This window comes from Coprococcus sp. RTP31081st1_H1_RTP31081_211007 (assembly GCF_040227275.1).
In the GTDB taxonomy this organism is placed as follows: domain Bacteria; phylum Bacillota; class Clostridia; order Lachnospirales; family Lachnospiraceae; genus Coprococcus; species Coprococcus aceti.
In genome coordinates, this window is record NZ_JBEHVP010000008.1 from 1 (window position 1) to 20404 (window position 20404).

The window sequence follows — 20404 nt, forward strand, 5'->3', positions numbered from 1 at the left end:
TCATCTCTGATCCGACGTTCTTGAAATTCTTGTTTGGAATTTCAGGGTTGTCATGTTGTTAATTTTTCAAGGTTCTTATATAGCTCTGATACTAAGTATGTCTAACGGAGAAGGAGGGATTTGAACCCTCGCGCCGCTATTAACGGCCTACTCCCTTTCCAGGGGAGCCCCTTCAACCGCTTGGGTACTTCTCCAGTATCAAGCGCTTGAACTTTCATTATGTATGAAAGTCAGCGGAGAGAGAGGGATTCGAACCCTCGCGCCCTTTCGGACAAACGGTTTTCAAGACCGCCTCGTTATGACCGCTTCGATATCTCTCCAAGTTGTTTTTGTTCGTCGCCATCAACCGGCGACTTGTACATATTATCACTTTACCATCTTTGTGTCAACATCTTTTTTCAAAAAATTTGAAGCAATTTTTAAATCCTCAGGAGTGGTGATTTTCAGGTTCTCATACGCCCCCATTATCACCTTCGTTCTGACGCTGCTATAACGCTCCACTATCATTGTGTCATCCGTTATAACCTGACATTTGTCATGCGCCAGTCCATCATAACAGGTAAGCAGAAGTTCCCTGTTAAAACTCTGTGGAGTCTGAACCTGCCACAGCCTGGATCTATCAGGAGTATCCACTCCCATCTGATCCTCATCTACTATCTTGATGGTATCCTTCACAGGTACACCCACTGTACACGCAGAATATATCTTTACTGCATCTATAGAATCTGTGATGATTTTCTGGGTTATGCATGGTCTCGCACCATCATGGATGAGTACATACTTCGCACCATCCGCCGCAATAAGTCCATTATGTACGGAGTCATAGCGCTCTGCCCCACCGGTCACGATCTTCCTGACTTTGGTGATGTTGTACCTGTCTACTATGTCATTTCTGCAATATTCTACATAATCCTCACCTGTGACAAGAATTATGTCATCAACCGAACTGTCCTGAAAGGCCTTGAGCGAATAATACAGTACGGGATAATCCCCCAGCGTCATAAACTGCTTAGGTATATCGCTGTGCATCCTGCTGCCCTTTCCGGCTGCAAGGACTATTGCCGTGACCTTTACTTCATCCACTGTATCAAAGATTTCTATATTTGATTCCTTGTAATCAGCATTATCCGCATCGCCCATGTTCATCTTCTCCCTAGTAGTAGTCTGACACCATCACACACTTGACCAGGCTGGTTATCTCTCACCCAGCTTGAGGTTTGGTATGGCATTCAGATCCCATCCATGTCTTGTTCCATTTATGTATTCGTAGTATCCCGCCGCACCTATCATGGCCGCATTGTCCGTGCACAGTATCGGCGATGGATGATACAATGTAAGCCCAGCCTTCTCACAGGCCGCCTTCATGCTGGCTCTGAGAGCAGAATTGGACGCAACTCCGCCAGCTATGGCTATCTTATCCATATGGTATTCCTTTGCCGCAGCAACCGCATGCTCTGTGAGCACTTCCGTTACTGCTTTCTGGAACGATGCTGCCACATCGGCCTCATTGATCTGCTCGTCTCTCATATGAGCCTGATTGATATAGTTGAGCACTGCGGACTTCAGGCCACTGAAGCTGAAGTCATAGGCTGATTCTGCCACCTTTGCCCTTGGAAATTCTATAGCGTCAGGGTTGCCCTCCTTCGCCTTACGATCTATCTTCGGTCCTCCCGGGTAACCCAGTCCTATAGCCCTTGCTACCTTGTCAAATGCCTCTCCTGCCGCATCATCCCTGGTTATTCCCAGTATCTCAAACTTGCCGTAATCGACTACCTTTACAAGATGTGTGTGACCTCCTGACACAACAAGGCACATGAACGGAGGCTCAAGCTCCTTGTTCTCTATATAATTCGCTGCGATATGACCTTCTATATGATGCACACCAACAAGTGGTATATCTTTTGCAAATGCTATGGCCTTGGCTGCTCCCACACCAACGAGAAGAGCGCCAACAAGCCCCGGTCCATATGTGACTGCAACCGCATCTATGTCATCCAGTGTGCACTCTGCCTCTTTGAGCGCCTGTCTTATGACCTGTGTAATCTTCTCTATGTGCTTTCGCGAAGCTATCTCCGGCACAACGCCTCCATAAAGTGTATGGATATCTATCTGTGAATATATTATATTTGACAGTACGTTTCTTCCATTCACAACAACCGCTGCGGATGTCTCATCACATGAGGATTCTATAGCCAGTATCTTTACATCTTTCTCCATAATTCATCTCACCTTTGTCGATCTATTCTACTCCTCCGAAAACTTGAGCGTTGTTGTCGTCCTGTCCTTTGCTGCAATAGTTCTCGGGAATATCTCTCTTATCTCATCCATAAACACCGCCGGTTTTGCCATCGACGGACTGTAATGTGTAAGCCACATCTCCCCCACATCTGCCTTTGCCGCTATGGCCGCAGCCTCCTGCATCATCATATGCTTATGCTCTATGGCTTTTATCTCTTTCTCCTTTTCGCCGTACATGCCCTCGCATATGAACAAATCTGATCCGGCTGCATACTTCTCTATAAGGGGGGTCGGTCTGGTATCTGTGCAGTATGTGAGCTTCAGGCCCTTGCGGTCAGGACCAAGCACCATATCAGGAGTATATATGTGTCCATCCTCCTCGTATGTGTTGCCCTTCTGCAAGCCATTCCAGTATTTCATTGGAATCTCATTCTCTCTAGCTCTGTCCACGCTGAATTTTCCTGTTCTTGGAAGCGAAAGGGAATATCCATAACATGTCACATTGTGATTCACCCTGAATGCATCCACCCTGAGATCCTCCCACATAAAGCTCTCCTCAGCCTCCGAGAGCTCCTGGAACCTGATCTCAAACGGAAGCTCAGGCGCTATAACCCTGAGGGAATTGACTACCTTCTCAAGTCTCTTTGGGCCAACCATAAGAAGTGGCTCCGTTCTCTCGGCATTGCCTATCGTGAGCAGCAGCCCCGGCAATCCGCTTATATGATCTGCATGAAAATGTGTGAAGCAGATCACATCTATCTGCTTAAAGCCTATCATGCCCTGCTGACGCATTGAGGTCTGGGTTCCCTCTCCGCAGTCTATCAGCATCTCGTGTCCGTTATATCTGACCACGAGAGATGTAAGTGCCCTGTATGGCAGCGGCATCATCCCTCCGGTCCCCAAAAGACATACGTCTATCATCTTCTATCTCCATTTCTAAGGCAGAGTCTATATGCATACTCTATGCATACTCTGTCACATCATCTATCCTTGGAGGTATGACACATTCATTTACAAGTCTGTCGTAACAGTCCTCACACATCCTGAGTGTGTATTTTCTGCCATCCTTGTGTGAGAAATACCCCCATTCCTTCTGAATAAGGACGTAATCCTCCTTGTTATGCATATCTCCAAATACAATTATCCTTCCACACCTATTACATCTGATCTCACTCATATTTATCTCCTGTCCGACTGTATGCAGCCCTGTTATGAGTCTGATTATAAGCTAGATCCTTCACAGAATATACCGACAATGTTTTCCAGCCGTGCAAATGTGGTCTCCACGCACTGTATATTCTGCATATATCTATTACTACAACTGTTTTTGCATAACCAGACCATCCTCCACCGGTGAGTCGTAGTATTTTTTTCTTGTAGAAATTTTTATAAATCCAAACTGCTCATACATAGCTATCGCAACAGCGTTGGATTCCCTGACTTCCAGAAATATGCTCTGCACATTCCTGTCCTTGCAGTCATCGATCATGGCTTCCATCAGCTTACAGCCGATGCCACGACGTCTTGATCCGGCATCCACTGCTACCCTGAGCAGATCTGCACTGTCACACACCGCCGAATATATGATATAGCCGGCGATTTCTCCTTCAGAAGTTTCAAGGATCTTGACATGATCGTACGTCCCCTGTATAGATGAGGACACCATCTCCTCATTCCACGGATGCGAAAACACCGCCATCTCAAGTGCAGCTATCCCGGCCAGGTCTTTCATATCTGCCAGTCTCGGGCGTACATGGGAAAAACAGCTATTCATGTCCATCATTCTCCAGTTTTGCCTTTTCAGCTCTCTCCCGCTCTGCCTGTGACTGTCTGAGATATTCAGGGGCAAATGTATCCCCCTCCTCATACTGTCCGGCTGCATATCTCACCTGGGCTGCGGCTGCCACCGAGCCAGCTCTCTGCTTATTCATGTGTGCCGGAGCAAATGCGTAGTCTGCCGTCATCTTCTCTTTTAAAACATCAGCATACACATCTATTCCATCTCCCACAAATATAACCTTTTCCCCTCTCTCATTGAGTTGGTCTATAAGGTCAGCAATATCCATAGGAGTCTGATCCATTATCGTCTCAAGCCTGTCATCACTGTTAAAACTATAAAGTCCCGTATACACCTGTTTTCTTCTCGCGTCCATGATAGGGCAGATAAGTCTGTCAGTTCCCCACACATTGTATGCAAGCCCCTCAAGTGTCGGCACCGCAATAACCGGTATATTCCATGCAAGTGCAAGTCCCTTGACCGTCGCTGAGCCTATTCTGAGTCCTGTAAATGATCCCGGTCCGGCAGCAACAGCCAGCGCATCAAAACTCTCTTTGTCCGTCTCTGTCATCTTCACGATCTCTTCCAGCATAGGAAGCAGTGTCTGGGAATGTGTCTTCTTGTAGTTGGTTGTATATTCAGCTATCAAATTATTGTTCTCGACTATGGCAACGCTCGCCACAAGTCCTGAGCTGTCAAATGCTAAGATCTTCATATCTGATCATGCCTCTCTTCTATCGTAATACGCCTGTAATCAAGGCCCTTTGAAAGGTCCTTCTCTATGTCGATTCTGGTATATGTGTCAGGTAATATCTCCTCGATGAGGTTAGCCCACTCTATAAGACATACTCCATCTCCATACACCATCTCATTGTAGCCTATCTCATCCATCTCGTCTACATCGCCGATCCTGTACACGTCAAAATGATACAGAGGCAATCTGCCCTCGTCATACTCCTTCACAATAGTGAAAGTCGGGCTGTTCACCACTTCAGTGATTCCAAGTCCAGCTGCCACCCCCTGGGATATTATCGTCTTGCCAACTCCCAGATCTCCATATATACAGTACACCTGGCCAGAAGCTGCATTCTGTCCAAGCTGTACTCCTGCATTGTAGGTTTCTTCCTTGCTATTACTCTCTATGACCATATTCTCTCCTGTCTGTCATACATATGTGTTCTCTCCGGTATTCCGGAACTATTCTGTTACTTCTAAAGATTGAGCGTGATCTTCCTGCCTTTTGCTTCAAATGGCCTGTATGCAACACCAGCCATGTCAAACATTTTCTTGGAGGCTATGGTGCTCTCTGTCATCGCATACTTGTCTGACATATACACTACTTCCTTTATACCGCACTGAATAATAGCTTTGGCACATTCATTGCACGGGAACAGAGTAGAATATATGATCGCATCCTTGAGATTGCCACCTCTGTAATTAAGAATGGAGTTCAGCTCCGCGTGGCATACATAGAAATATTTGTTGTCAAGCGGGGCTCCGGACTTTCCCCACGGCATTGTGTCATCGTCGCATCCTGCCGGCATACCATTATATCCCATGGACAGAATTCTGTTGTTCTTGTCCACTATACACGCACCAACCTGCGTTGACGGGTCTTTGCTTCTCTCTGCCGACATCATCGCAATGCCCATAAAATACTGATCCCACGATATGTAATCTGTTCTCTTCATACCCTGACTCCTTTCAAATTCTTTTATGTTCCCGCCTTATACGGGTGCAGCCGCATGAAAAGCGCTTCGCGCGGCGTCTGCTTCATCATAAGGAATCCCCCGCCTTAACGGCGGTTCCCCCTTATGATAATTTACGCCGGAGTTTCCCCCGGCGTATATTGTAAGGTCCTGCAGAACAGAACTTCATATGATTCTGTTAGAATTAACGATCGCCGAGTGCGAACTTGTCATGGATCGCGTTCATTGCGCGCTCTGTATACTGCTCGTCGATGAGAACTGTAACTCTGATCTCTGATGTTGAGATCATTCTGATGTTGATGTTCTCATCATAAAGAGCCTCGAACATCTTGGCTGCAACACCTGCATTTGACTGCATTCCTGCACCAACGATAGAAACCTTTGCAACATTCTTGTTGACATCTATGCTCTCAAACTTGCCTATGTTGTTCTTGATGATCTCCTCTGCTTTGTCTGCATTCTCATCACTACATGTGAATGTAATATCCTTTGTTCCATGTCTTCCTACTGACTGCAGTATCATATCTATATTGATGTCATTCTTTGCAAGCAGGTTGAAAAGCTTGAATGCAACACCCGGTGTGTCCTCTAATCCTACAACTGCCACTCTCGCTGAATCTGCATCCGCTGCAACTCCACTAACTAACATCTTCTCCATTCCAGTATCCTCCTTAACTATTGTACCCTCTGAAAAATTGAGACTTGAACGAACAACCAGCTGAACGCCGAACTTCTTTGCAAGCTCAACTGAACGGTTGTGCAGAACGCCTGCTCCAAGTGTAGCAAGCTCAAGCATCTCATCGTATGTTATCGTATCCAGCTTACGTGCGGTCTTTACCTTACGTGGATCTGCTGTATATACTCCATCCACATCTGTGTATATCTCACACGCATCAGCGTTAAGTGCCGCTGCAAGTGCAACAGCTGTTGTATCTGAACCACCACGACCAAGAGTTGTGTAATCGTCATACTTGTTAATTCCCTGGAATCCTGTGACAATAACTATCTTTCTCTGCTCCAGCTCATGTCTTATTCTCTCAACATCGATTCTCTTCAGACGCGCATTGCCATACACTGAAGTTGTATGCATTGCCACCTGGAATGCGTTCAGAGAGATTGCAGGAACTTTAAGAGAATTCATAGCCATAGCCATAAGCGATACGGACATCTGTTCACCTATTGTAAAAAGCATATCCATCTCTCTCTTAGGTGGATTCTCATTTACCTGCTTAGCCATATCTATCAGCTCATCTGTGTATTTACCCATCGCAGACAGAACTACGACTACGTCGTTCCCCCTCTGCCAATCCTCAATACATCTTTTGGCCACGTTAAAGATTCTTTCGGTATTTCCAACAGAAGTACCACCAAACTTCTTTACTATTAACATATTGTCCTCCTGATCGCTCATTTGAAAATTTGTATATTTAACTCTTCACCGGAGCGGTCCGGTAAAAAGAAATAAGCCTTTTGTAAAATACCGCAATTCGACTAGGATTGCAAGGTCATTGAATAATATTGTACTAATCCAGCACTCTAAGAGCACTCTTGACACCAATCTTATTGCAACATGCCTCAAATTCACCCTCTGTGATCACTGCTGTAACAAATGCCTTTTCATCGAGATCAGAATCGACATACTCAACATCACCAAATACCGCCTTGATGGCAGCCTCATTCTTCTCATCTGTTCTGACAAAGAATCTGCTCTCTGAGTCCGCAAATGTACCCATCTCAAGTTCTTCGTCCTCCCATATGATAGGAACATGTCTTCCCGCATTCTTCACTGCATCAATAACGTCTGATACAACCGCAGACGCTGTTGGAAGCTTTCCGGCGCCCTTGCCGTAGAACATTACGTCGTCAAGTGCATTACCATGTACAAGTATGCCATTGTATACATCATCTATCTTTGCCAGCGGATTGTCATGTGGAAGCATGACCGGGGCAACATATGAATATAGCTTGCCGTCTGTTTTTCTGGTTGTTCCGACAAGTTTTACAGAGTAACCCATCTTATCCGCATACTTGAAATCATCTGTTGTTATCCTGGTTATTCCCTCCATATGTATCCTGTTGTAATCCAGGTTCTTGCCATATACGAGAGATGTAAGTATAGCTATCTTTCTACACGCATCGCCACCCTCTACATCAGCCTCAGGATTGCGCTCCGCATATCCGAGCTCCTGTGCCTGCTTCAGCACTGTCGCATAGTCAGCCCCCTCTTTATCCATCTTGGTTAGGATGTAATTCGTTGTACCATTGAGTATTCCTGTGATCTCCGTAACATCATCCGCAGTTATGGATGTGTTAAGTGGTCTTATAACAGGAATTCCACCGCCTGCTGATGCTTCAAAGAAGAAATTGATATTGCTCTCTCTGGCAATCTTTATAAGCTCAGGTCCATGAACGGCCACAAGCTCCTTGTTGGAGGTTGCCACACTCTTTCCGGCAAGCAGGCACTTCTTGACAAATGTATATGCAGGCTCAACACCTCCCATAACCTCCACAACGACGCTTATATCATCATCGTTAAGTATATCTTCAAAATCATGGGTGAGAATATTCTCGACAGGATCCCCAGGAAACTCCCTGAGATCAAGCACTCTCTTAACGTTTATCTCCTGTCCAGCTCTCTTGTTAACAATATCATGGTTGGTGTTAATCACTTCCACAACTCCTGAACCCACTGTACCATAACCTAATACTGCTATATTCACCATGTTTTTATCTCCTTCTTATCTCCTTTTTCTGCATAATAATGCAAGTTTAGTACGTCATTACTTTATCAGTATAAAGCGTCATTGTCAAAGACTAATTTCTTATCATCAAATGACTCTCATGTGCTGCTACACCTCAACCTTATTCACCCATTTGAGATAGGCTGTCATAAATCCATCAAGATCTCCATCGAGAACCGCCGATACATTTGAATTCTCATAGGATGTACGTTTATCCTTGACCATGGTATACGGTTGGAGCACATACGATCTTATCTGACTTCCAAAACCATTGTCAGTTACCTCTCCGCGGATGTCCGAAATCTTCTCCAGATTCTCCTGTTTCTTCAATAGATAAAGTTTGGACTTCAGCATCTGCATAGCCTTATTCTTGTTCATGAGCTGTGATCTCTCATTCTGGCACTGAACAACTATACCGGTAGGATAATGTGTGATTCTGATGGCCGATGATGTCTTATTGATATGCTGGCCACCTGCGCCGCTCGATCTATAGGTATCTATCCTTATATCTTCATCCCTGATCTCTATCTCCAAATCCTGCTCTATATCCGGTATGACATCACAGGATGCAAACGAAGTCATTCTTTTGCCGGCCGAATTGAATGGTGATATTCTTACCAGTCTGTGCACTCCCTTCTCTGACTTGAGATATCCGTACGCATGCTGCCCATTTATCTGAATGGTCACAGACTTTATACCAGCCTCATCGCCCTCAAGGAAATCGAGCACCTCAACACTCATGCCGTGCTTTTCTGCCCATCTGGTATACATTCTGTACAACATACTCGCCCAGTCGCAGGACTCCGTTCCGCCCTCTCCTGAATGGAGTGTGAGTACCGCATTACAGTCATCAAACTCGTCAGTGAAGAGAAGATTTATCCTATACTCCTCAAATTCCTTCGTAAATATATCTATCTGCTCCCCTATCTCAGGCACAAGACTCGGATCATTCTCCTCCTCCGCCATCAGGATCAGTGTATCTATATCCACATAGTCATTTTCAAGCTTCTTATAGTTTTCAACCAGATCCTGAAGTCCCTTCAGTTCCTTCGATACCTCACGGGATCTGTCGATATCATCCCAGAAATCCGGCTGTTCCATCTCATAATTAAGCTTTGCTATTCTGTCTGTCTTGTTTTCAATGTCAAGGGATGACTTGACCTCCCCCAAGGGATCCCTATAGGAGGCCATCGTCGCCCTGAACTCATCCAATTCTATCACTTGGTTTCTCCTGTATCACGTATTTATGCGTTCTTACCGCAGCAGTTCTTATACTTCAGACCGCTTCCGCATGGACAGAGATCATTTCTGCCTATCTTCTTGGCTTTCTTTACAGGTCCCCTTGACACTGTGTCATCCTTATTGGTTCCTGTAACCTTATTCACCTCTTCACGCTCAATCTTCTGCTCAACCTTTATTCTGAGAAGAAGCTTTACAGTATCCTCACGGATCGCTGCTGTCATGTCATTGAACATGTCATATCCTGCGAATTTGTATTCTACAACAGGATCTCTCTGGCCAAGTGATCTAAGTCCGATTCCCTGTCTCAGATTATCCATGTCGTCGATATGATCTGTCCACTTTCTATCTATAGTCTTGAGGAGTATAACTCGCTCGATCTCTCTCATCTGATCAGGATCACCGATCTCTTCCTCCTTGGCAGCATAGAGCTCAAGAGCTTCATTGTACAGTCTGTCCTTCAGCTCGCTGATATCTGCCTTTTTGATCTCCTCTTCGGTAAGTGTAACCGGCTCAGCAAATGGAACTATGCCCCTTATCATGTCATCCAGCTCTACCTGATTCCAATCCTCAGGTGCTGTCTCTGATGAGCATACCTGATCTACTGCTGCATTTATATCATCCTTTATCATCTTGAGGATAACCTCGTGCATGTTCTCGCCGTCAAGAACTCGTCTACGCTCCTTGTAAATGATCTCTCTCTGCTCGTTGTTAACACGGTCATACTCAAGAAGATTCTTTCTTATGGCAAAGTTGTTACCCTCGATCTTCTTCTGTGCCTTCTCTACGAAGTTGGAAATAGTCTTATGCTCTATCTCCTCGCCCTCAGGTATCTTAAGGGTATCGTACACTGACATAACTCTCTCTGATCCGAAAAGTCTCATCAGATCATCTTCCAGTGACAGATAGAACTTTGACTCTCCCGGATCTCCCTGTCGTCCTGAACGTCCACGGAGCTGATTATCGATACGTCTGCTCTCGTGTCTCTCTGTACCGATGATCCTGAGTCCTCCGAGCTCTGCAACACCCTCGCCGAGCTTGATATCAGTACCACGTCCTGCCATGTTAGTCGCGATGGTTACCGCATTCTTCTGTCCAGCGTCTGCAACTATCTCAGCCTCAAGCTCGTGGAACTTGGCATTGAGCACCTTGTGAGGTATCTTTCTCTTGGACAGCATATGACTGAGTTCCTCTGATGCGTCGATATTGATCGTACCGACAAGCACCGGCTGTCCCTTTCTGTAACTTATATTAATCTGCTCAACGATCGCATTGAGCTTTTCTTTCTTAGTCTTAAATATAGAATCCGGCTGATCTATTCTCTGTATAGGTCTGTTCGTAGGAATGACAACAACGTCCATTCCATAGATCTCTCTGAACTCCTCTTCCTCTGTCTGGGCTGTACCTGTCATACCTGCCTTCTTGTCAAACATGTTGAAGAAGTTCTGGAATGTGATCGTTGCAAGAGTCTTGCTCTCTCTCTTGACCTTTACATTCTCCTTTGCCTCTATAGCCTGATGCAGACCATCTGAGAATCTACGTCCGGGCATGATACGTCCGGTAAACTCATCAACGATGAGTACCTCATCATCCTTCACCACATAATCTCTGTCTCTGAACATGAGGTTATGTGCACGGAGTGCCAGGATGATATTGTGCTGGATCTCCATGTTCTCAGGGTCTGAGAGGTTGTCAATATGGAAGAATTGCTCTACCATCTTCACACCATTTGCAGTGAGCATGACGTACTTGTCCTTCTCATTTACAAGGAAATCTCCATCCTCCTCTATCTCTGTCTTCATGAGCATATCCATCTTGGATATCTCTCCATCACCCTCACCTCGCTTCATCTGTCTCGCAAGGTAATCACACATCTTGTAGAGCTCTGTAGACTTGCCGCTCTGACCGGATATGATAAGAGGAGTACGTGCCTCATCGATAAGAACTGAATCCACCTCATCGATTACACAGTAGTGAAGATCTCTCAGAACAAGCTTCTCCTTGTAGATTACCATGTTATCTCTCAGGTAATCGAAACCGAGCTCGTTGTTGGTAACATATGTAATATCGCAGTTATACGCCTCACGTCTCTCGTCTGTTGTGGAACTGTTGAGTATGATTCCTACCTTAAGTCCGAGGAATTCATGCACCTGCCCCATCCATTCAGCATCTCGCTTTGCCAGGTAGTCGTTGACAGTTACAACATGGACACCCTTTCCTTCAAGGGCATTCAGATAAGCAGGAAGTGTTGATACAAGTGTCTTTCCTTCTCCCGTTCTCATCTCTGCGATTCTTCCCTGATGGAGAACTATTCCTCCTATGAGCTGTACCCTGTAATGCTTCATTCCAAGTACACGGTATGCAGCCTCTCTCACAACCGCAAATGCTTCTACCAATATATCGTCTAACGTCTCGCCGGCAGCAAGTCTGTCCTTAAACTCTTGTGTCTTGCCCCTCAGCTCTTCATCTGAAAGTGCCTGCATCTTCTCGTCGAGTGCCTCTATCGCATCAACTATAGGATTGATCTTTTTCAATTCCTTCTCGCTGTGCGTTCCAAATATTTTCTCAAACAAACCCATGTTGTTTTTGACCTCCTAGCTATCGTTATTCAGGGTACATTCTAACATCATATGACATTTATATCAAGCAAAAAGGAGACCTTCTATAACCGAAAGTCTCCTTTAAAATACTATATTCAATTATCATCGGCACTTATATTAACCGTGCTTTTGCCAATATCTGATCTTAATATTCAGGCTCGATGATTCCGTATGTGCCGCCCTTTCTCTTGTATACGACATTGACCTCATCTGACTCTGCATTCCTGAATACATAGAAATTATGTCCAAGCAGATCCATCTGGATACATGCATCCTCTGGATACATAGGTTTTACTTCGAACTTCTTAGTTCTCACGATCTTGATATCGTCATCATCCTCAACGTCCTCGTCGACAAATGCATCGTTCAGGTATGCTACATTCTGCTCCTTGTCAATGAGCTTCTTACGATGCTTGGTAACCTGTCTCTCAATAACCTCTACAACGAGATCGATCGAAACATACATGTCATCACTAACCTGCTCGGCTCTGATGATATGTCCCTTCATAGGAATCGTTACCTCTATCTTCTGTCTATCTTTCTCAACGCTGAATGTGACCTGTGCGCCAGTATCAGCCGCAAAGTACTTCTCAAGCTTTGAGAGCTTGTCCTGTACTGCATTTCTAAGTCCTTCTGTAACTTCAATGTTCTTACCGCTGATTATGTAATTCATGATGCCCAACTCCTTCTTTTTTGGATATGATCCAAATTGATATGACCATTATACCACAACGAGTCTTTTTTTCAATATATTTGACGTATTTTTATGTGCATATTGACAACTTTATTTATTTTCGCTGTCATGTTTTCGCCATTTTACACAAAAAGCGCACATGTATACCATGTGCGCTTCAATGTATTCATTATACCCTATTATATACAGCTTGTCTACTGTCCTATGATTCTGACTGCACAGAGCGGATCTCTGTAGAATGCAGAGGATATCTTGATACCGGTCTCCTCTGTGCTGGCATGTACTATCATTCCGTCTCCGATATATATAGCGCAGTGCTCTATAGAGCTGTCTCCATAGAAAAGTATGTCTCCAGGCTCAAGACTTGAAGTGTCTACTCTTGTTCCATACTGTGACTGTGCTCCCGCTGAGTGTGGAAGTGAATATCCAAACTGAGCGTATACAGCCATGACAAAGCCTGAACAGTCAGCTCCATCCGTAAGGCTCGATCCGCCATATACATATGGATTACCCACAAACTGTGTTGCAAAGTTCGCAAGGTCTATTCCTGTCTGGCCGCTCGGTGCCACTACATTGTTCTGTGAATCGTCTGAATCGCTGCTGTCAGATGATGTGTCGTCTGATGTATCCGATGACTGGTCTGCAGAATCTGTATCCGGCTGATCTGGCGTGTAGGAATCATCCTCTGTGCTCTGGCTGTCATCTGATGCGTCCTCAGCTTCTGCCTCGTCTGCGCTCTCCTGTTCCTGTCTTGCCTGCTCCTCTGCCGCCTTTTCTTCCGCAGCCTTCGCATCAAGCTCTGCCTGGATCTGCTCCATGGACTTGGCAGTTGCAAATGCATATGTATCATCTACAAATTCAGTGCTGACATAACCATTCGTCTCGTCGTCAAGTGCTATCTGCACCCATTTATCATCCTGTGATATGACATCAAAGCTCTGGCCTGATCCAACCTGTGTTATACAGTCGGAGTTCACATCAGCCTCTGTTCTTACGTTGAGTGTCTCTGTATTGACAGTTACCTGCTTCGGACAGTTCGCCTCGGCATAGGCTCCCGCATCATCTCCAAAAAGAAGCAGGTCATTCCTTATATATCCTGTACAGTCACCTGATGTGACCTTGGTCCACTCCTTGCCCTTCTTCTCTATGGTTGCTATTCCATTGTTCCCTATGATACCAACTACATCTGAATCAGTTCCGGCTCCCGATCTTATATTCACATAATCCTCGGTGGCAACAAGACACTTATCCTTGAAATCAGGATATTTCACCTTGTTCTCTTCGCTTGTCTTGTCCTTCTTAGCCTCCGCAGCATTCTTTCCTGCGGATGCTGTAGTCTTCTGTGCATCTGTGGACGTTGCCGCCTTTGCAGCATCGCCTGCGTTTTTATCATTGCCCGCAAGGGTGTTAGCATATCTGTCAAATGCAGATGAAATACCTACAGTTGAATCGCTGTATATCTGTCCCGCGCTCACCGTTCCTATGGAAGTGGTGATCATCATTCCTGCCGCTGCAGCAACAACTATAGTCTTCTTAAATGACTTTGCTTTAGACATTATAAAAAACCTCCTGTGCTGATCTTAACGCAACAATTATTACATCTTTGTTACAAATCTATTGTAGTATAGCAATAATGATTACATTTGTCAACACAGGAGGCGTTGTTTTATACGTTTGTATTTATTTTTTGTTACATATTTGTTACATATACTAGTTTGAAATTACAACTCCATCCTCGCCATTTACAGTAACTATAGCGCCAGACTTAAGTATCTTGGTCGCGTTCTGTGCACCCAGGATAACAGGTATGTCACGGCTGAGTCCGACTATGGCAGCATGTGAATTGCCACCGTTCTTCTCACACACGATCGCAGATGCAGTCTTGAGCTGATCCATGATCCTGTTGCTGGTCTCATTTATGACGATTATGTCTCCATCCTTATAGTTCTTGATGAGCTCATCCTCTGACTCGCATACACAGAGCGGTGCGGTTGCAGATCTCTCATTTATAGAGAAGCCCTTTACAAGGATATGTCCTACAACGTGTACCTTTATCAGGTTTGTCGTGCCGGTCACGCCAAGTGGGACTCCGGCGGTGATTACAGTCACCTCACCGTCCTTAACATAGCCGTGCTTCTTTGCCGCATCAACAGCATGCTCGAAGAGATCGTCAGTGTTGTTCTCCTCACCTATAAGAAGAGGCTGAACTCCCCATGAAAGATTGATCTGTCTGGCAACCTTCTTAACAGGGGTACATCCGATGATCGGACATTTTGGTCTGTACTTTGAGAGCATTCTCGCTGTCTTTCCTGACTTGGTAACAGTGATGATGGCTGCCGCTGCAAGGTCTATGGCCGTTGTACATGTCGCATGTGATATAGCACTCGTTATATCAGGATTCTGCACTGCATCCCTGTTGAAGAATCTCTTGTTGTAATCTATGTCTCGCTCTGCTCTCTCTGCGATGGTCTTCATGGTGTGAAGAGCCTCAACCGGATACTTGCCCGCTGCGGTCTCTCCTGAGAGCATGATTGCACTTGTTCCGTCATATATGGCATTTGCAACATCTGTCGCCTCTGCTCTGGTAGGTCTTGGATGTATCATCATGGAGTCAAGCATCTGTGTAGCTGTTATGACCTGCTTGTCCGCATTGTATACCTTCTTGATGATCATCTTCTGGATGATAGGCACATCCTCAAGAGGTATCTCAACACCCATATCTCCTCTTGCGACCATGATTCCATCGGACACTCTGATTATGTCGTCTATATTGTCAACGCCCTGCATATTCTCAATCTTGGCGATGATATTGATATTGTCACACTCATACTCGTCAAGGATCTTCCTGATCTCAAGTATATCGTCGGCTGATCTTACAAATGATGCAGCGATGAAATCGAAATCATTCTCAATACCAAAGATTATATCCGCCCTGTCTACATCGCTTATGTATGGCATGGTGAGGTTAACTCTTGGAACATTTACACCCTTGTGGTTTGATACAGGTCCGCCATTCTCTACGCGGCACACGATATCTTTATCAGTAACCTTCTCTATCTTCATATTTATAAGGCCGTCATCGATGAGTATGGTATCTCCCGGCTTGACATCGTTCACAAGATTCTTGTATGTAATGGATACCTTTGCCTGGTCGCCCACCACATCCTCTGTCGTCAGTGTAAATGTCTGTCCTTCTACGAGTTCAACCTTGCCCTCCTTGAAGTCCCCAACTCTTATCTCCGGGCCCTTAGTATCAAGCAGTGTTGCAACCGGAAGTCCAAGCTCCTCACGAAGCTTCTCCACTCTGTCCTTGTTCTTCCTGTGCTGGGCATGATCACCATGAGAAAAATTGAATCTGGCAACATCCATACCTTCGATCATGAGCTTTCTGAGCACCTCATCATCGTCCGTCGCCGGTCCCAATGTACAAATTATCTTTGTCTTTCTCAAATTCATATGAATACTCCTCCTACTGTTTTATATATTGTATTTGAATGTGTCTTCTATAATTATTTACCTTTGCTCATACTGGGCAAATTCTTGCGCCAGATCATTCTGTTCTACCTGTGCCGGACCTTCCTGTGGATCGTCATCCGGGTTATTCTTATGATACTGCGATACAGCGGCAAATATGTATATCACAGATATGAAAAGCGCCAGCATCCCCATCGTTCTCTTCGCCGGCCATATGTATGTTGCAATGACCATCATGAGGAAATACCATAATAACCTTATATATATGGCAGATTTGTAAATAGTGCCAAATGATACCTCGATCTTCTTCATGGATGCCGCTATCAGTCCCGCTACCGTTATAAGCAGTGACCAGAACAACGTGAGCACAAATCCAACAATTATCTGCAATACCCATGCAAGCACAAGCACTGGTGTGTCGAGCTTATTTATGAGATTGATCACATCCTGCTTTGTAACAGCCTTGAATCCATATGTCTCATTCAGGGATTCATATATATCCTTACATCTTATGATCTGTGTTCTTCCTGAGTTATATGTGAGTATCTCATCCGCTGATATGATGAATACGGTACGATACCCGCCGTCTGCAGCAAGGTCTCTTGCAACAGCTTCATCCACTTTCGTCTTCGATGTGTCGATCTTTATGTAGGACATGTTCTCATCATCCGACCAGTCGAATGTCCCATCGTAGTAAAAGCCATCTCCGGTCAGTGAAAAATCCTCCATATTCCGGTCTATCCTGTCCGCAAACCTTCCGCCGCCAAACAACTGGTTATATGGAATAAAGAATATCACCAGATAAGTCAGTGTGCTCATGATAAATGTTATCAGCATCGCCGATGACATCCGTCCAAATCGTCCATTTCTGTAATAAGCTTCCGGTTTTGCGACACCTACGAACATGTTCTTCAACGCGCCTAAAAATCCAACTCTTTTTTTATCATCCAACAGTTATTGTCCTCCAAATTTCATATGCCTGCTAATTATAACATAGACTTTATGTATTTAATATGAAAAACATCAACCTTTACCGACTTTTTTCTTGTTTTTCATTCAGGCTTTATGTTTTAGCTGGATTTTAATAAGCATTTTGTAATATATTCGTAACAAATCAGTGCAGTTTTATTGACTTTTCATAGCGTACATTATATTATGTAAACTGTGCTCAAAACTTTTTACAAAACGGGAGGAATTCATGATTATCAGAAAATTTACTAGGATAATTCTGGGCGCTGCTCTGGGTATAAGTGTATTCGCATTTGCCGGCAACGTGCCCGAAACAGCCTATGCCGCAAACATGTCCGACATAAGCGTTACATCAACGAGGGAGGATGTACAGCAGGTGGTGGACGATGGAAACTTCGACTACACAGAGCTTGACGGTACAGAGATCGATCACATATACGAGTTGTATAATAACGATCCCGAAACCATCAAACAGCTCCAGCGTCAATCCGATTACAACGCCACCGGCGATATAGCTACGCTGAGTGCCAGATATACCCACTCTTCCATGTTCGATGGCTACAAAGTCATCAAGGGCATAGACGTATCCGAGTGGAACGGCGACAACATCAACTGGAAAAAGGTTAAAGCCGCAGGAATATCCTACGCATTCATACGTGTGGGCGGACGCTACTACGGTTCAGGAAAATATTTCATCGATTCTACATACAAGGATAATATCAAAAATGCACTGAATGCAGGTGTTGACGTGGGTGTGTACTTCTACTCACAGGCCATCAGCACATCGGAGGCCAAGACAGAAGCCAAATACACTACCGACCTGATCTCAGGCTACAACATAACTTATCCCGTTGTCATGGATTATGAATACGCATGGGAAGATGGAGGTCTGAGCGGTCGTCTGTACAACGCCCACCTTTCCAAGAGTGCAGCTACACATGTCATAAAAGCATTCTGTGCGGCAGTTGAATCAAAGGGCTACGTAGGCATGATCTACGCCAGCAAGACTGTCATCACAGACGACATGAACGCATCTTCGATCGCACAGTCATATCCTATATGGAATGCCCAGTACAACGACACGGACACTCTCACAGTGAAACATTCATACTGGCAGTACAGCGACGTCGGCAAGGTGTCAGGAATCAGCAATGCAACTGATATGAATTTCAGATATGTCAAATCTCCTGCCGCGCCTTCATCTCTGACACAGTCAGCGTGCACAGACTCCACTATCACACTGACATGGACGAAGATCCCTGAGGTCTATGCTTACCAGATAGTACGTTACGACAGCTCCGAAGATAAATACGTCTCCGTGGGAACTGCCAAGGGTGCCGGAACGACTACATTTACAGATAAGAATCTTCAGGACGGTAAAAAGTATACATACAAGGTACGCGGATATTACAAATTGAGCTCAGGAGCCATCTACGGAACCTACTCAGCAGAGTGTACCGGCATTACAATAGCTGATACCATAGAGAACTTTGCGGCTGCAGTTACAGCGCCTACATCTGTAAAACTTTCATGGTCACCTATCCCTGCAGCAACAGGATACAGAGTATACAGAAGCAACGGTTCATCAGGCAGCTACGAGACGATTGCCACGACCAATTCTCCTGACGACTGCGAGGTTACCGACAGCCAGCTCAATCCTGGCACAAAATATAACTACAAGGTACGCGCATACACAACAACTGATACCAACACCATCTGGCACGTTCTATCAGATGCCAAGACCATAACCACCGACCCAGGCGAGGTTACAGGGCTCAAGATCACTTCAGCCTACACAAGCTCACTTACACTGAAGTGGAATAAGCAGGAAAATGTTGACGGATACATCGTATATGTATGGGAGCCATCCAATGCTACTTGGACAAGGCTTGCAAAGATCTCTTCCAAGTCTACTGACACATACACACACAAGGGACTTCCTCATTCAACTGAGTACAGCTACACGGTATGTGCATATTACAAGAAAAATGGAACATACCACTACACAGAGACAGCCAGCGCAGTGAGCGGATTTACCGGACCTGCTGTTCCTTCCCAGATCGCAACCGCATCAAGGACAGCCAATTCCGTGACCATAAGATGGACACAGATATCTGATGCCACAGGCTACACGGTATACAAATATAATACGTCCAGCAAGTCATTTGAGCAGGTGGCACGTATCAGCGGAAGCAGCAACAGAACATACACATTTACAGGACTTAAAGCCGGAAAAGAATACAAATTTGGAGTGAGAGCATACACAGAGCGGAATGGATTCACAGGCTTCAGTGACCGCAAGGATTTCAGCTCCTGCACTCTCCCGGCAACCTTTACGTCATCCTTCAAATACACACCACTTGGATCGCAGAGATTCCTCCAGTGGTCAAAGCTGTCATACGCTGACGGCTACATCGTATACAAGTATGATCAGAAGGCAAACAAATACACAAGAGTTAAGAAGATAACATCCAACAAGACAAATTTCTGTTTTGTTCCTAACCTCAGAAGAGGCTACGGTTACCGTGTTCTTGCTTACATGAAGTACAACGGCAAGATATACTACGGTGCAATTTCAAAAGCACCGATCAAGAATACATCTCTTACCGGAACGATCACTGACAGCAGCGTAAACCTCCGTGCAAAAGCCGGAACAAACAGCAGAGTAGTCAGAACGCTTGCAAGGGGTTCAAAGGTCAAGATCTCCGGCTACGCAAAGTCTGGAAGATATATCTGGTATAAGGTCACATACACCAGAGGCTCCAGAAAATATACGGGCTATATAAGATCTGATTTCATACGTGTCAAGTAATTCTGATTCTTATACAATTAAAATAGGGAAAAGCATACATACTATGTATCTCCTGCTTTTCCCTATTTTTTTTATATTTTTTCTCAATATTTTTCTCATGCAGGCCTTTTATTAATAATATTTTAATAATATTTTAATAATCTTTTTGTAA

General features: G+C 44.8%; 17 protein-coding genes and 2 tRNA genes. 1 reads left to right on the plus strand and 18 read right to left on the minus strand.

Annotation, left to right across the window (positions count from 1 at the left end):
• Positions 1-105 precede the first annotated feature (105 nt).
• The 18 genes from ABUA31_RS11880 to ABUA31_RS11965 form a co-directional block, all read right to left on the minus strand.
• Positions 106-194 (minus strand) — tRNA-Ser (locus ABUA31_RS11880).
• 40 nt (positions 195-234) lie between these two features.
• A tRNA-Ser gene (locus ABUA31_RS11885) sits at positions 235-320 on the minus strand.
• A gap of 46 nt (positions 321-366) precedes the next feature.
• Entirely contained in the window at positions 367-1140 is a 774-nt protein-coding gene (gene ispD / locus ABUA31_RS11890) for a 2-C-methyl-D-erythritol 4-phosphate cytidylyltransferase (protein ID WP_349819015.1), read from the minus strand.
• A gap of 54 nt (positions 1141-1194) precedes the next feature.
• Positions 1195-2217 (minus strand): tRNA (adenosine(37)-N6)-threonylcarbamoyltransferase complex transferase subunit TsaD, encoded by a 1023-nt coding sequence (gene tsaD / locus ABUA31_RS11895; protein ID WP_022215803.1) that lies wholly within the window; start codon positions 2215-2217, stop codon positions 1195-1197.
• A gap of 27 nt (positions 2218-2244) precedes the next feature.
• Positions 2245-3159, minus strand: coding sequence for a ribonuclease Z (locus ABUA31_RS11900; RefSeq protein WP_015533863.1), 915 nt, complete (start codon positions 3157-3159; stop codon positions 2245-2247).
• 40 nt (positions 3160-3199) lie between these two features.
• Positions 3200-3415, minus strand: a complete 216-nt coding sequence (locus ABUA31_RS11905) for a hypothetical protein (protein WP_117874613.1) — start codon at positions 3413-3415, stop codon at positions 3200-3202.
• A gap of 138 nt (positions 3416-3553) precedes the next feature.
• Positions 3554-4012, minus strand: a complete 459-nt coding sequence (rimI, locus tag ABUA31_RS11910; RefSeq protein ID WP_349819016.1) for a ribosomal protein S18-alanine N-acetyltransferase — start codon at positions 4010-4012, stop codon at positions 3554-3556.
• On the minus strand, positions 4005-4730 hold the full coding sequence (tsaB, locus tag ABUA31_RS11915) for a tRNA (adenosine(37)-N6)-threonylcarbamoyltransferase complex dimerization subunit type 1 TsaB (RefSeq protein WP_022215805.1): 726 nt from the start codon (positions 4728-4730) through the stop codon (positions 4005-4007). Before tsaB ends, rimI begins: the two co-directional genes overlap by 8 nt.
• Positions 4727-5164, minus strand: coding sequence for a tRNA (adenosine(37)-N6)-threonylcarbamoyltransferase complex ATPase subunit type 1 TsaE (tsaE, locus tag ABUA31_RS11920; RefSeq protein WP_349819017.1), 438 nt, complete (start codon positions 5162-5164; stop codon positions 4727-4729). Before tsaE ends, tsaB begins: the two co-directional genes overlap by 4 nt.
• Before the next feature lie 62 nt (positions 5165-5226).
• Complete coding sequence (locus tag ABUA31_RS11925) at positions 5227-5706, minus strand: deoxycytidylate deaminase (RefSeq protein ID WP_015533858.1); 480 nt, start codon at positions 5704-5706, stop codon at positions 5227-5229.
• 202 nt (positions 5707-5908) lie between these two features.
• Complete coding sequence (locus ABUA31_RS11930; RefSeq protein WP_022215807.1) at positions 5909-7114, minus strand: aspartate kinase; 1206 nt, start codon at positions 7112-7114, stop codon at positions 5909-5911.
• A gap of 133 nt (positions 7115-7247) precedes the next feature.
• Positions 7248-8447, minus strand: coding sequence for a homoserine dehydrogenase (locus tag ABUA31_RS11935; RefSeq protein WP_117874610.1), 1200 nt, complete (start codon positions 8445-8447; stop codon positions 7248-7250).
• 126 nt (positions 8448-8573) lie between these two features.
• Positions 8574-9686, minus strand: a complete 1113-nt coding sequence (gene prfB / locus ABUA31_RS11940) for a peptide chain release factor 2 (protein ID WP_055146426.1) — start codon at positions 9684-9686, stop codon at positions 8574-8576.
• Between the two features lie 23 nt (positions 9687-9709).
• Positions 9710-12283, minus strand: coding sequence for a preprotein translocase subunit SecA (secA, locus tag ABUA31_RS11945; RefSeq protein WP_015533855.1), 2574 nt, complete (start codon positions 12281-12283; stop codon positions 9710-9712).
• 166 nt (positions 12284-12449) lie between these two features.
• Positions 12450-12977: a ribosome hibernation-promoting factor, HPF/YfiA family gene (hpf, locus tag ABUA31_RS11950; protein WP_022215810.1), complete on the minus strand. Its 528-nt coding sequence runs from the start codon at positions 12975-12977 to the stop codon at positions 12450-12452.
• Positions 12978-13192: 215 nt separating this feature from the next.
• On the minus strand, positions 13193-14554 hold the full coding sequence (locus ABUA31_RS11955; protein ID WP_055146429.1) for a C40 family peptidase: 1362 nt from the start codon (positions 14552-14554) through the stop codon (positions 13193-13195).
• 154 nt (positions 14555-14708) lie between these two features.
• Positions 14709-16454, minus strand: coding sequence for a pyruvate kinase (pyk, locus tag ABUA31_RS11960; protein WP_022215812.1), 1746 nt, complete (start codon positions 16452-16454; stop codon positions 14709-14711).
• A gap of 57 nt (positions 16455-16511) precedes the next feature.
• On the minus strand, positions 16512-17423 hold the full coding sequence (locus ABUA31_RS11965) for a DUF1189 family protein (protein WP_349819018.1): 912 nt from the start codon (positions 17421-17423) through the stop codon (positions 16512-16514).
• A gap of 247 nt (positions 17424-17670) precedes the next feature.
• Here ABUA31_RS11965 and ABUA31_RS11970 point away from each other — a divergent pair, with 247 nt between their 5' ends.
• Complete coding sequence (locus ABUA31_RS11970) at positions 17671-20253, plus strand: fibronectin type III domain-containing protein (protein ID WP_349819019.1); 2583 nt, start codon at positions 17671-17673, stop codon at positions 20251-20253.
• Positions 20254-20404: the final 151 nt, after the last annotated feature.

Excerpts from the sequence above, each read along its gene's own strand:
- ABUA31_RS11970 (WP_349819019.1), top strand. The coding sequence starts at position 17,671 with ATGATTATCAGAAAATTTACTAGGATAATTCTGGGCGCTGCTCTGGGT.
- hpf (WP_022215810.1), bottom strand. The coding sequence starts at position 12,977 with ATGAATTACATAATCAGCGGTAAGAACATTGAAGTTACAGAAGGACTT.
- ABUA31_RS11930 (WP_022215807.1), bottom strand. The coding sequence starts at position 7,114 with ATGTTAATAGTAAAGAAGTTTGGTGGTACTTCTGTTGGAAATACCGAA.
- ABUA31_RS11935 (WP_117874610.1), bottom strand. The coding sequence starts at position 8,447 with ATGGTGAATATAGCAGTATTAGGTTATGGTACAGTGGGTTCAGGAGTT.
- ABUA31_RS11955 (WP_055146429.1), bottom strand. The coding sequence starts at position 14,554 with ATGTCTAAAGCAAAGTCATTTAAGAAGACTATAGTTGTTGCTGCAGCG.
- ABUA31_RS11900 (WP_015533863.1), bottom strand. The coding sequence starts at position 3,159 with ATGATAGACGTATGTCTTTTGGGGACCGGAGGGATGATGCCGCTGCCA.
- secA (WP_015533855.1), bottom strand. The coding sequence starts at position 12,283 with ATGGGTTTGTTTGAGAAAATATTTGGAACGCACAGCGAGAAGGAATTG.
- pyk (WP_022215812.1), bottom strand. The coding sequence starts at position 16,454 with ATGAATTTGAGAAAGACAAAGATAATTTGTACATTGGGACCGGCGACG.
- rimI (WP_349819016.1), bottom strand. The coding sequence starts at position 4,012 with ATGAATAGCTGTTTTTCCCATGTACGCCCGAGACTGGCAGATATGAAA.
- tsaD (WP_022215803.1), bottom strand. The coding sequence starts at position 2,217 with ATGGAGAAAGATGTAAAGATACTGGCTATAGAATCCTCATGTGATGAG.
- ispD (WP_349819015.1), bottom strand. The coding sequence starts at position 1,140 with ATGGGCGATGCGGATAATGCTGATTACAAGGAATCAAATATAGAAATC.
- tsaE (WP_349819017.1), bottom strand. The coding sequence starts at position 5,164 with ATGGTCATAGAGAGTAATAGCAAGGAAGAAACCTACAATGCAGGAGTA.
- ABUA31_RS11905 (WP_117874613.1), bottom strand. The coding sequence starts at position 3,415 with ATGAGTGAGATCAGATGTAATAGGTGTGGAAGGATAATTGTATTTGGA.
- ABUA31_RS11925 (WP_015533858.1), bottom strand. The coding sequence starts at position 5,706 with ATGAAGAGAACAGATTACATATCGTGGGATCAGTATTTTATGGGCATT.
- tsaB (WP_022215805.1), bottom strand. The coding sequence starts at position 4,730 with ATGAAGATCTTAGCATTTGACAGCTCAGGACTTGTGGCGAGCGTTGCC.